We start from the raw sequence: 12,240 nt of genomic DNA on the forward strand, positions 1-12,240 counted from the left end.
AACACAACGTTTATATATTCAGCTAATAAATGATTAATAACTCTGTAAGATTGTCGCTTTCACAAAGGCAATATATTAGTGACACTTAACTGTCAGTGGACCTTTTATAAAACATGACAGTTTTGTTATGGTGATAACTATGGAGGGTCCTTTCTTTCCTGACATCATACTTTCTGCTGAAAACAATCCCCCCTGTACTAAGCTTTTTTCTTAGTACTTCCTGATGAATACTTTTATTTTTTAATACGCCTTTTCGACTCTTGAAGTATTGTCATGCCTGACTACCCTTGATCCAGAAGAATACTTTATGGCTTTTATGATAATTAATCGCATTTAATTCACAAAAATAGCAGACTAAGTATAGGGGGAGAAAGATAATGGCCAATACTAAAATGCCTTTCCTGCCAATTATATATGTTCGTGGCTATGCAATGAGTCGCCGTGAAATAAATGAAACTACGGCTGATCCGTTTAATGGCTTCAATTTAGGCTCTACGATGCTGCGTGCCTCAGCGAGCCAAAAAGACCGTCCGCGAAAGTTCTTTTTCGAATCACCGGTCATTCGTCTTGCGTCTGAATTTGGCTACAGCGACGTTTTTGAGCAGGGCCTGGATTTTACCGACGAAGGCTGGGAATTTGACTCGACGGGAAAACCTACCGGTAATGTGCTGGATGATAAATCCATTATTGTGTATCGCTACTATGACGACGCGTCCACGCTACTGGGAACAGGCAAAACGCCGAGCATGGAGGAAGCGGCAATTGGCCTTTCTCGGCTGTTAGCCAAAGTGCAGCGACTGCTCATCAGCAACCCTAACAGCGGCGTGCAGACGTCCGCCGATTTCCGCTGTTATCTGGTTGCCCATTCAATGGGCGGACTGGTGTGCCGCGCATTTCTACAAAATACCGCTCTCGATCCAGAAAAGATGGTGACAAGCGTCGATAAGTTCTTTACCTATGCCACTCCACATAACGGAATTGATTTTGCAGGGATAAATATTCCTGATCTGCCCTGGCAGAGTAGCGTGACTAACTTTAATCAGCAGCGCATGAGTGAGTATCTTGCGCTTGGGCAAGCTTACGCTAAGTATAACCGGGTCGATTTGATCCCGGAATCACGTCTCGCCTCGGGGCGTATTTTCACTATGGTGGGCACCAATCGCCTGGATTATGAGGTTGCCGCAGGGTTATCGCGCACCTTCGTCGGTAACGGCAGCGATGGGCTGGTCAAAATCGAAAATGCCACGTTAAACGGATTGAACAACGACGGGACGATCGGCGCGCCCTGTGCTAAGGCATTCGCCTATCGCGCACATTCAGGTTATTTCGGGATTGTGAACAGCGAAGAGGCGTTCCAGAATCTGTCGCGTTTTCTGTTTGGCGACGTACGCGTTGATATCTGGCTGGACCTTGACGAGATCCGTCTTCCTACAGCAGCAGTGAAAGCCGCCGGTGACGATGCCTCGAAAATTGATGCCATTTATCAGATTGAAACCATCGCATCACCGAGAGGAAAACCCTGGTCCCTCACCCGCCGTATCGCAGAAGAAGACTCCGTCGCCTGTCTGACGCAGAAAGAGTGGCGGGATCAAAAGCATTCGTCGCAGTACCTCTCCAGCGTATTTTTATCCCGCCGCGCGCGGGTGAAGAAAAGCCGACCGTCCCTGGCATATAGCCTGATGCTGGGAGTTAAAATCCCGGATTATGAAATTGAAAAACGCTTCTGGTTTAACGAGCATTTTGAAGGCGGTTATCTGTTCCGCAATTCGCTGATCCTGGAAATCGTGCCGCCTACAGATGAAACAACGCCCTGGAAGATCAAATATGCCTGGCAGGATTCCGGCTTTGCCAGCGCGGATATTCCGTTGAATCCTAACCAAATGATCGGCCACGAATGCGAAGTCACCATTCCTGTCGTCAGCGGCACCGTTGACACGACGGGAGTCCTGCGCCCCTCCACTCCGGGGATTTCCGGTCAGTTGCGCTTTAAAATACAGAACTGGAATCTTTCTTAATCACGCAGGTTGAGGAAATGGGAAAGGAAGAATAAAGACATTGCCGTAGTATAAAAACAAAAAAACCACCCGAGGGTGGTTTCACGACACTGCTTATCATTGATTTTATTCTTATTTTCCCATGGTACCCGGAACGAGACTTGAACTCGTACAGCCTATGGCCGAGGGATTTTAAATCCCTTGTGTCTACCGATTCCACCATCCGGGCTCGGGAAGAAATTGGAGGCGCGTTCCGGAGTCGAACCGGACTAGACGGATTTGCAATCCGCTACATAACCGCTTTGCTAACGCGCCTTAAATCTTTTGTCTTGCGACCAGCACCCGCAATTGCCGATGCTTTTAATTTGGAGCGGGAAACGAGACTCGAACTCGCGACCCCGACCTTGGCAAGGTCGTGCTCTACCAACTGAGCTATTCCCGCATGTCACCAAGCTATTTGTAATCACTTGATTTCATTATCATCCGGCAAGCAGTGCCGCCGTTCGATGCGTTGCATTCTACTTATATGACGATTTGAGTCAATGTTATTTTTGCTTCCCAGGATCGTTTGCTGAAAATTACGCCGAAACGATCACTGATCAAGCAGATCGCCGCGCGAGGCATTGAGGTATTGCAGCATTGACCACAGCGTCAGCACCGCAGCGACCCACAGCAAGCCAATTCCCGCCCACTCGACCCAGGCGTTCGGACGCCACAGCATCCACACAAGAGAGGCCATCTGCGCGGTAGTTTTCACTTTACCAATCCAGGAGACCGCCACGCTGCTACGTTTGCCCAACTCAGCCATCCACTCGCGCAGCGCAGAGATAATAATTTCTCGACCAATCATCGTTGCCGCCGGCAGCGTTACCCACCAGGTGTGGTAATGCTCTGCCACCAGCACCATCGCAATGGCGACCATGACTTTATCGGCAACAGGATCGAGGAATGCACCGAAGCGCGTGCTCTGATTCCAGCGTCGCGCCAGATAGCCATCAAACCAGTCCGTCACTGCGGCCACAAGGAAGATCAGCGCACATACGAAAGGAGCCCACGTGAACGGCATGTAAAAAGCCAACACAAAGAACGGGATAAGTACGACGCGAAAAAGCGTGAGCAACGTAGGGATGTTAAATCGCATAGTGACGGTAACTGTCTGTTGTCAGTAAAATTTAGCTCTATGTTGCTACAGAGCCCTCAATGTTTCAACGAGTAGTAGATCTTTTCTGCCAGCCCTTGCGAAATACCCGGCACTTTTGCAATTTCCTCTGCACTGGCGTTGAGTAATCCTTGCAATCCACCCATGTACTTCAACAACATCTGGCGACGTTTTGGCCCGACGCCCTCGATCGTCTCCAGCGTACTGGTATTTTTCACTTTTGCCCGTTTTTTGCGATGCCCGCCAATGGCGTGATCGTGCGAGTCATCGCGAATATGCTGAATCACATGCAGTGCAGGCGAATCCGGCGGCAAACTGAATCCCTCACCTTCGGGCTCAAGGAACAGCGTTTCCAGACCGGCTTTGCGATCGGTTCCTTTGGCGACACCGAGCAGTAACGGATGATGTTTATCCCACGGCACATCCAGCTCGGCAAAAACCGCTTTCGCCTGGCCTAGCTGCCCTTTCCCGCCATCGATCACGATGACATCCGGGATTTTCGTCTCTTCAATCGCCTTGCCGTAGCGACGACGCAGAACCTGGTTCATCGCGGCATAATCATCGCCCGGCGTAATACCGGTAATATTGTAGCGACGATATTCGGCGCGCACTGGCCCATTCGCATCAAACACCACGCAGGAGGCGACCGTTTGCTCACCCATCGTATGACTGATGTCGAAACACTCCATCCGCTTCACTTCAGGGAGTTTCAGCACCGTCGCCAGAGCCATGAGACGCTGATGAATGGTAGATTGCTGGGAAAGTTTGGTCGTCAGCGCCGTCGCAGCGTTGGTACGCGCCAGCTTCAAATAGCGGGCGCGGTCACCGCGTGGTTTGGTCTGAACATTAACGCGTCGCCCAGCCAGTTCGGATAGGGAATCTGCCAGCAGGGTTTTATCATTAAGATTAAAGTCGAGCAGGATTTCCGCTGGCAACGTGCGCATCTGGCTGCCCTGCAAATAAAACTGACCGACAAAGGTCTCGACAACTTCGCCCAGTTCGGTGCCACCCGGTACTTTTGGGAAATAGCTGCGGCTGCCCAGCACTTTGCCCTGACGAATAAACAGAACGTGAACGCATGCCAGCCCGGCGTCGAAGGAGACGCCAATCACATCCAGGTCGTCGCCATTGTTCGACACAAATTGCTTCTCAGTGACGCGTCGCACCGCCTGAATTTGATCGCGAATACGTGCTGCCTCTTCAAACGCTAACGCGTGGCTGGCTTTTTCCATCTGCGCTATCAGTTGCGTCAGCACCTGATCGTCTTTACCCGCAAGGAACAAACGCACGTAATCGACCTGCTGCGCGTAGTCTTCTTCGCTGACCAGCCCTTCCACGCACGGGCCGAGACAGCGCCCAATCTGATATTGCAGACAGGGACGCGAGCGGTTGCGATAAACGCTGTTTTCGCACTGGCGAACCGGGAAGATTTTTTGCAGCAATGCCAGCGTTTCACGCACGGCATAACCGTTCGGGAACGGGCCGAAATACTTGCCTTTCGCGTGTTTCGCTCCACGGTGCATCGCCAGACGCGGGTGAGTATCACCGCTGAGAAAAATGAAAGGATAGGATTTATCATCGCGCAACAAGACGTTATAACGCGGCTGATAGAGTTTGATGTAGTTATGTTCCAGCAACAGCGCTTCGGTTTCCGTATGAGTTACGGTCACGTCTATCTGCTGGATCTGCGCCACCAGAGCTTCAGTTTTGCGGGAGGCCAGATTATTTCGGAAATAGCTGGAAAGACGCTTTTTCAGGTCTTTCGCTTTGCCTACATAGATAACCGTGCCGCCCGCGTCATACATCCGATAGACGCCAGGCTGGCTGGTCACGGTTTTCAGGAAAGATTTTGAATCGAACACATCACTCACTGACTTGTTAGGGTCTCTGCATTGCACAGACCATGACGAATAGCCAGGTGAGTGAGTTCGACATCGCCATGAATGTTCAGTTTACTGAACATTCGGTAACGATAGCTGTTCACCGTTTTCGGGCTGAGATTCAACTGCTCGGAAATCTCATTCACCTTTTGGCCTTTGGTGATCATCAGCATAATCTGCAATTCACGCTCAGACAAACTGGCAAACGGCGATCCGGTCTTATCCGGTTCAATTTGACTTAACGCCATCTGTTGAGCGATATCCGACGCGATATAGCGTTGTCCGGAGAACACTGAACGAATTGCATTAACCACTTCCTGTGGCGCGGCACCTTTAGTCAGGTAGCCTGCGGCCCCCGCCTGCATGACTTTCGCCGGCAGTGGGTTCTCCGTGTGGACGGTTAGCATGATGACTTTGGTATCAACGTAGGCCCGCGCGATTTTGCGCGTAGCTTCGAGCCCACCGATGCCGGGCATGTTCATATCCATCAGCACCACATCGGCTGAGTGCGTACGGCACCATTTTACGGCATCTTCGCCACAACAGACTTCGCCTGCGACTTTAATACCCTTTATATCTTCAAGTATGCGTCGTATCCCTGCGCGCACGAGTTCGTGGTCATCAACAAGAAGAACGTTGATCAAAGGAATGTCTCCAGAAATAGGGATAACGCGACTGACTGCTAATTTGGCTTATATTAACGGTTTTCGTGCCAAGTTTGAAACGCTAAAAAATGCGCCATTCGATTTCTTTCTCGTTTTTGGAAATTAGCCTGTACAGCAAGTGGAAAGAAAATCTCATTTGAAAAGCTGAATAACCGTAATTTTTAAGCTTCTGTATTCAAAAAGTTACGAAAAAAGCGGCCACCAGCGCAAGGGAAAAACAGCGCTTATATTTTTGTAACAATAATTAACAGTACGCACACTACCTATAAACAATTAAGAGAGGTTAAAACATTAAAGTGATTCTACTTAATGCTAGTTTACCCAAATAAACAAAGCGCACATTTGAACAAAAAATAACCACTGCTTTTTTCCCTCTGTCTTGTGGTATACTCCGCCGCCATAACTTTCATCGTCGCGCTCAAGCGCCGTTTTGTACTGAGGAATAACAATGAGCACACCTGAATTCGCCACTGCCGAAAATAACCAAGAACTGGCGCAGGAAGTATCCTGTCTGAAAGCCCTACTGACCCTTATGTTGCAGGCGATGGGCCAGGCTGACGCGGGTCGTGTGATCATTAAGATGGAAAAACAAATTGCCCAGATGGAAGATCAGGGGCAGGCAGATGTATTTGCCGGTACGGTTAAGCAAATTAAACAGGCTTACCGCCAGTAATAAAGAAACGGCTGAATGCATTGCATTCAGCCGTTTTCGTGTCTGGCACGCAGAACAGTGAAAGTGTTGTCAGATGAATCCTGTTGCCGCCGCATAACAGGCAATTTGCGTCTTATTCGGCGCGTTAAATTTCTTCTGCATATTCTTCTGATGGAAGTTAACTGTATTCTCTGAAATTGACAGAATAATGGCGATTTCAGCCGACGTTTTTCCTTCCGCCGTCCACTTCAGAATTTCCTTCTCACGCTTGCTGAATTTCATCTCAGGTGGCATCACCATTTCATGTTCAAAGCGCAGCAACGCCGTCAGCGCCATTTGCACTAACATTTGCAGACGCAACTCTATTTCTTCGCTGTCCATCATTTTGCCAAACTGACTGGTTCGGGAAACAGACAGAAAGCCTAACGCGTGATTAGGCAGCATTAAGCATTGGGTAATCCCCTTGCGGATACCGTGGTCGCGAGCCCCATCCCATAATGGTTGCGCTTCAGAGAATAAGTCATCCGTCCAGGGAAGGTGTCCCTGAATGAAATTCTCTCGCTTTAATACCGGATCAATAGCGAAATAGTTTTCTGACTGATATTGCGACATCCATTCAGGCGGATAGCTTGAATGAACCGAAATTTTAGGCCGCGTAAACGGAACCGGGTGACGAACACAGAGTGAGTAATAATCGAATTCGAGTGCCTGTGTTTGTTGCTGAAGTTCGTTATAAACCTCGTCAACCGTGCCCATTTCCTGGAATCGCAGGAAGCAATTCCGTCGCCATGTGAAAAAGTCTGTATCCCTCATACTTACTGAATGAAGCCCCTGAAAAAGATAATCATTATTATGGTGAATATAACCTAACACATAAATCTTATTTATATGTATAAAATATCGCCCCAATTGAGAATAGCTTTCATTTCCAGTACTTTAAGTGATGCCAGACAGAATAAATATATCTACATAATCCGTATTATGGAGAATAATTTGCTCCGAATTATCTTTCCGGAGCAAATCAGCTTTAGCCAGACTACCGTGTCAGGAACTTTTCAAGGAACTGACGTGTGCGAGGTAATTGCGGATTAGTAAACAATTCTTTTGCTGGACCTTGCTCCACAATGCGCCCCTGATCCATGAAAATCGCCCTGTCGGCGACATCTCTGGCAAAGCTCATCTCGTGAGTGACGATAACCAGGGTGCGTTTTTCCTGCGCCAGCTGGCGAATAGTGTTCAGCACTTCGCCAACCAGTTCCGGGTCCAGTGCTGACGTCGGTTCATCGAACAAGATAACATCCGGGCGCATCGCCAGCGCACGCGCAATGGCTACGCGCTGCTGCTGTCCGCCCGAGAGACGACGTGGATAGCTGGTCTCTTTTCCCGATAGCCCAACTTTCGCCAGCAGTTCCCGCGCACGCGCGGTCGCTTCCTCTTTCGGCTCACCTTTTACGATGACCGGCCCCTCAATAATGTTCTCCAGCACCGTACGATGCGGGAACAGATTGAAGCTCTGAAAGACAAAGCCCACATGCTGGCGCAGGCGGCGTATCAGCCCCTTTTGTTGCCCGAGGGACTTTCCGGTATCGATGGTGATATCACCGACACGAATAGTTCCCCCTTCTGGCTGCTCCAGCAAATTAATGCTGCGCAGTAGGGTGGTTTTACCGGAACCGCTTGGGCCGATAATCGCCACCACCTCGCCCTCTTGCACTTCCAGATCAATACCATGCAACACGGTTTGCCCGTGGAATTTTTTGACCAGGTTTTTGACGTCGATAGCACTCATTTCGGATCTCGCTCCTGGCGGTTAAGCTGGTTCTCAAAATAGTTTTGCAGTGCCGAAAGCACTGTCGCCATGACCCAATAAATTAGCGAAGCTGCCAGATACATGGTGAAAACTTCCAGCGTGCGCGAGGTGATGAGCTGCGCCTGACGGAACAGTTCCGGCACCTGGATCGTCGCCGCCAGTGACGTGTCTTTCACCAGGCTGATAAAGCTGTTGCTGAGCGGCGGGAGCGCCACGCGTGCCGCCTGCGGCAGAATGGCCCGACGCAGCGTTTGCCACGGCGTCATGCCGATACTGGCCGCCGCTTCCCATTGGCCTTTATCGATAGAGGAAATCGCCGCTCGCAGCGTTTCAGAGGTGTACGCAGCGGTATTCAGCGACAGGCCAATCATTGCCGCTGGGATCGGGTCCAGCTCGATACCAAACTGCGGCAGGCCGTAGTAGATCATAAACAGCTGAGCGATCAGTGGCGTACCGCGAAATATTGAGATGTAAAACCGCGCCAGCCAGCGTACCGGCAGGATCGGCGACATGCGCATCAATGCCAGGATAAAGCCCAGCACCAGGCCAAAGAACATCCCTCCCAGACTCAGTTGCAGCGTGAACACCGCCCCTTTGAGCAGGTAGGGCAACGAATCAATAACCAGTTGAATACTTTCTTGCATTATTTTTTCCGACCCGCAATTCAGACGTGAGGATGATAGGCAAACAACGCTGGCGCTCCGCCGGTGTGGACAAACAGAATCGGCCCTTCATCCTTAAAGCGTTTCTGGGTAATGCCGTCGATCAGCCCCGCCATTGCTTTACCGGTATACACCGGATCCAGAAGAATGCCTTCCAGACGCGCCAGCAGTTTGATCGCCTCCTGCCCTTCTTCGTTCGGCGTACCGTAGCCTGGGGCAAAATAGTCGTCCCACAGCAGAATATCCGACTTCGCCTGCACTTCCAGCTGCTGCGCAACTGCCTGCTGCAAAGTCACGACCTTTGGCTTCTGATCGGCCACGCTACGCGATACGGTGACGCCAATCAGCTCGACGTCCGGCATCAGTTGCTCCAGTCCGACCGCCAGCCCAGCGTGCGTCCCGGCGCTGCCGGATGCCACTACCACCGAAGACAAGCTCACCGCCCCTTCGCACTGCTGGGCGATTTCAAGCGCGCTCTCTACATAGCCCAGCGCACCCAGCGCGTTTGAGCCGCCGACCGGAATCACGTACGGACGAAAGCCCTGAGCTTCGACGCGCGTCGCGAGCGCTTCCAGCTGTGCCGCCGGATCGGTCAGCGCATCACACATTTCAATCTGCACATTAAACAAGTCCAGAAGCAGACGGTTGCCATTAGTCAGATAGTTTTCCGCGCGCGTGCCAATTGGGTTTTCCAGCAACGCTACGCAGTTCAGTCCGAGCTTCGCGGCCACCGCCGCCGTCTGACGCACGTGGTTTGACTGAATCGCACCAGCGGTGATCAGGGTATCCGCGCCTTCGCGCAGAGCGTCGGCCGCCAGGAACTCCAGCTTACGCAGCTTGTTCCCGCCCATTGCCATTGGGGTCACATCGTCACGTTTGATAAAAATATCGCGTCCTAAATAGTCAGAAAAACGCGGCAGATACTCCAGTGGCGTTGGCGCGCCGATAAACTCGAGGCGCGGAAAACGCGTTAAATTTTGCAGTGACATGAAACCTCCGGTAACGCTGTTTTTGTTTGTTATTTTTATTATGCACGCAAGAGTGCCAGAAATGAAAAAGGCGCTTTTAAAAGCGCCTTTTTTTAGTGAAAGACTTACTTCGTCACATCTGCCCCAAACCACTTCTCGGAGAGCGCTTTCAGGCTACCGTCTTTTTGCATATCGGCGATAGCACCGTCCACGGCTTTAACCAGGTCCTGGTTATCTTTGCGGATAGCGACACCGGCTTCCTGACGGGAGAACGCATCACCCGCGACCGCCAGCGTATCTTTGGTTTTCTTCACCAGATCCAGCGCTGCCAGGCGATCAACCAGGATGGCATCGATACGGCCAACGCGCAGATCCTGATATTTAGTCGGGTCATCATCGTATGTACGGATGTCGACGCCCTGAACGTTCTGGCGCAGCCACTCTTCATAGTTAGTGCCCAGACCGACGCCCACTTTTTTGCCTTTCAGATCGGCGGCCGATTTAATCGTGCCTTCGTTGCCTTTCTTCACAAGCGCCTGAATGCCGGACACGGTGTACGGCGTAGAGAAATCATATTTCTTCTTACGCTCATCAGAGATGGTCACCTGATTGATCACCACGTCGATGCGTTTGGAATCCAGTGACGCCAGCATCCCGTCCCATTTGGTCGGTTTAAGCTCGGCTTTGACGCCCAGATGTTTCGCCAGCTCTTGAGCAAACTCAACTTCAAAACCGGTCAGCTTGCCGTCATCGCCCTGGAAACTGAATGGCGGATAAGTACCTTCCAGCCCAACCAGCAGCGTGCCGCGTTCTTTCACTTTATTCAGCAGATTTTCAGCGGCGAAGGTTTTCGCGCTCATCCCTGCGACCAGTGCAACAGCCATGACGCCCATCAGCGCCTGACGACCCAGAAGTGCTAATTTCATAGTGACCCCGATATAGTGGTTTTTTGAGTAGTGTAGGGCTTTCGTTTATAACGTCAAACACGAGTCCGCTACATCTTATTCAATTTTAATATATATCAGAAGTTGTCCCGGCGTAGACTTTCTGCTTCATCACGCCCGGCATTTGCGCTTTATATTGCGCGTACTTACGCAGGGCGATGCGATAGTTGTTGGTGCTGGTGGCGGGCAACCAGGGTTCCAGATTTTCATCCAGATAACCGGTTTTCAGCAGATCGCGGGAGATGTTTTGCATAGTCAGATGCTGGCCCAGGCGACGCAGACGAACTACATATTCGCGCACGGTCCCGTGACTCATTTCTGTTTGCTCAAACAGGAATTGTTTAAAGCCGATGATGTCGAAAAAGTCGCTTTGCTCTTTGCAATGCAGATCGCCACAGAACCGGCACAGGGCCACCCACTCTTGCTGCTCCACCTGCCAGGTGGATTCATCCATCAGGGTGTCGAGACGAGAAATCGCGATCTTATTCACGATTTCGCCACGACGAACCAGCGTGATACGGTCAAGTAACTTATTGCAATGGGCGCAATGCGTCTGACTGTGTTTAAAGTCTTTTAGGTAGCGGCTTAAAGGCCGTCTTTTAGATTGCTGCACCGTCATGATAACTCCTGGTTGTCAATACGTTGTGCGGCACTTTTCGGGCGAACATCGCCTATAACTTACCCAGTTTGGTCCGTAAGCGTTTGATGGCCTGACTATGCAATTGGCTCACCCGAGACTCCCCCACTTCCAGAACCGCGCCGATCTCCTTAAGATTCAGCTCTTCCTGGTAATAGAGTGTTAACACCAACTGCTCACGTTCCGGTAAAGCTTCAATAGCTTCCATTACGCGAGAGCGTAAATTACCTTCCAGTAAATGGTGTAACGGGTTTTCTTGCTGATTTTCATCAGTCACCAGCTCAATGCTATCGCCATGCTCTTCGCGCCACTCGTCATAAGAGAAGAGTTGGCTGTTATTGGTATCGAGCAACATCTGGCGATAATCTTCAACAGCAATGCCAAGACGCTCCGCCACTTCAGTTTCCGTCGCGTTGCGTCCCAGTTCCTGTTCGAGCTGTCCCATCGCATGCGCCACTTCGCGGGCATTGCGGCGAACACTACGCGGCACCCAGTCACGGCTGCGCAGTTCGTCCAGCATCGCACCACGAATACGCTGTACTGCGTAAGTCGTAAATGCCGTTCCTTGCAGAGCGTCGTATCGGTCAACTGCATTCAATAACCCGATACCGCCCGCCTGTAGCAGGTCGTCCAGTTCCACACTCGCCGGCAATCGCACCTGGAGGCGCAATGCTTCGTGACGCACCAGCGGGACATAACGCTGCCACAGCGAGTGTTTATCCATTACACCTTCAGCGGTATAGAGTGAATTCACGATAAACAGCCCTGCGTTAATTGAGTTATCGGCATGATTATCCGATTCTGGAGGGGTTTTAATCGGGTGAATAGTGGGTGAAATGAGGGGTTATTTGCAGTAATGGACTATTTAA

At 50.8% G+C, this 12,240-nt stretch carries 12 protein-coding genes and 3 tRNA genes; 2 read left to right on the forward strand and 13 right to left on the reverse strand.

Annotation, left to right across the window (positions count from 1 at the left end; genetic code table 11):
- Window positions 1-377 precede the first annotated feature (377 nt).
- Window positions 378-2,015, forward strand: coding sequence for a lipase family alpha/beta hydrolase (locus JBO43_RS03785; protein WP_202673741.1), 1,638 nt, complete (start codon window positions 378-380; stop codon window positions 2,013-2,015).
- A gap of 122 nt (window positions 2,016-2,137) precedes the next feature.
- Here JBO43_RS03785 and JBO43_RS03790 read toward each other — a convergent pair.
- The 6 genes from JBO43_RS03790 to uvrY form a co-directional block, all read right to left on the reverse strand.
- Window positions 2,138-2,223 (reverse strand) — tRNA-Leu (locus JBO43_RS03790).
- A 12-nt stretch (window positions 2,224-2,235) separates the two neighbouring features.
- Window positions 2,236-2,309 (reverse strand) — tRNA-Cys (locus JBO43_RS03795).
- A gap of 51 nt (window positions 2,310-2,360) precedes the next feature.
- Window positions 2,361-2,436, reverse strand: a tRNA-Gly gene (locus JBO43_RS03800).
- Window positions 2,437-2,586: 150 nt separating this feature from the next.
- The gene (gene pgsA / locus JBO43_RS03805) at window positions 2,587-3,135 is read right to left on the reverse strand and encodes a CDP-diacylglycerol--glycerol-3-phosphate 3-phosphatidyltransferase (protein WP_095282446.1); all 549 of its coding nucleotides are present in this window, start codon (window positions 3,133-3,135) and stop codon (window positions 2,587-2,589) included.
- Between the two features lie 56 nt (window positions 3,136-3,191).
- Window positions 3,192-5,024 (reverse strand): excinuclease ABC subunit UvrC, encoded by a 1,833-nt coding sequence (gene uvrC / locus JBO43_RS03810; protein ID WP_202673742.1) that lies wholly within the window; start codon window positions 5,022-5,024, stop codon window positions 3,192-3,194.
- Window positions 5,021-5,677: a UvrY/SirA/GacA family response regulator transcription factor gene (uvrY, locus tag JBO43_RS03815; protein WP_095282448.1), complete on the reverse strand. Its 657-nt coding sequence runs from the start codon at window positions 5,675-5,677 to the stop codon at window positions 5,021-5,023. The genes uvrC and uvrY overlap by 4 nt, the downstream gene beginning before the upstream one ends.
- A gap of 469 nt (window positions 5,678-6,146) precedes the next feature.
- On the opposite strand from uvrY, the gene JBO43_RS03820 reads away from it, so the two are divergent.
- The gene (locus JBO43_RS03820; RefSeq protein WP_095282449.1) at window positions 6,147-6,371 is read left to right on the forward strand and encodes a DUF2594 family protein; all 225 of its coding nucleotides are present in this window, start codon (window positions 6,147-6,149) and stop codon (window positions 6,369-6,371) included.
- Between the two features lie 69 nt (window positions 6,372-6,440).
- On the opposite strand, the gene sdiA is transcribed toward JBO43_RS03820, so the two are convergent.
- The 7 genes from sdiA to JBO43_RS03855 form a co-directional block, all read right to left on the reverse strand.
- Window positions 6,441-7,163 (reverse strand): quorum-sensing transcriptional regulator SdiA, encoded by a 723-nt coding sequence (gene sdiA / locus JBO43_RS03825; RefSeq protein WP_095282450.1) that lies wholly within the window; start codon window positions 7,161-7,163, stop codon window positions 6,441-6,443.
- A 223-nt stretch (window positions 7,164-7,386) separates the two neighbouring features.
- Window positions 7,387-8,139, reverse strand: a complete 753-nt coding sequence (gene tcyN / locus JBO43_RS03830) for an L-cystine ABC transporter ATP-binding protein TcyN (protein WP_103949677.1) — start codon at window positions 8,137-8,139, stop codon at window positions 7,387-7,389.
- Entirely contained in the window at window positions 8,136-8,804 is a 669-nt protein-coding gene (gene tcyL, locus JBO43_RS03835) for a cystine ABC transporter permease (protein ID WP_095282452.1), read from the reverse strand. Before tcyL ends, tcyN begins: the two co-directional genes overlap by 4 nt.
- A gap of 20 nt (window positions 8,805-8,824) precedes the next feature.
- On the reverse strand, window positions 8,825-9,811 hold the full coding sequence (dcyD, locus tag JBO43_RS03840; RefSeq protein ID WP_202673743.1) for a D-cysteine desulfhydrase: 987 nt from the start codon (window positions 9,809-9,811) through the stop codon (window positions 8,825-8,827).
- Window positions 9,812-9,915: 104 nt separating this feature from the next.
- Window positions 9,916-10,716 carry a cystine ABC transporter substrate-binding protein gene (tcyJ, locus tag JBO43_RS03845; protein WP_095282454.1) on the reverse strand — a complete coding sequence of 267 codons (801 nt, stop codon included), beginning with the start codon at window positions 10,714-10,716 and terminating at the stop codon, window positions 9,916-9,918.
- A gap of 85 nt (window positions 10,717-10,801) precedes the next feature.
- Window positions 10,802-11,353, reverse strand: coding sequence for a flagella biosynthesis regulatory protein FliZ (gene fliZ / locus JBO43_RS03850; protein ID WP_202673744.1), 552 nt, complete (start codon window positions 11,351-11,353; stop codon window positions 10,802-10,804).
- 52 nt (window positions 11,354-11,405) lie between these two features.
- The gene (locus JBO43_RS03855) at window positions 11,406-12,125 is read right to left on the reverse strand and encodes an RNA polymerase sigma factor FliA (protein ID WP_095282456.1); all 720 of its coding nucleotides are present in this window, start codon (window positions 12,123-12,125) and stop codon (window positions 11,406-11,408) included.
- Between the last annotated feature and the right edge of the window lie 115 nt (window positions 12,126-12,240).

The sequence above is a fragment of the Lelliottia jeotgali genome (assembly GCF_016771845.1).
In the GTDB taxonomy this organism is placed as follows: Bacteria; Pseudomonadota; Gammaproteobacteria; order Enterobacterales; family Enterobacteriaceae; genus Enterobacter; species Enterobacter jeotgali.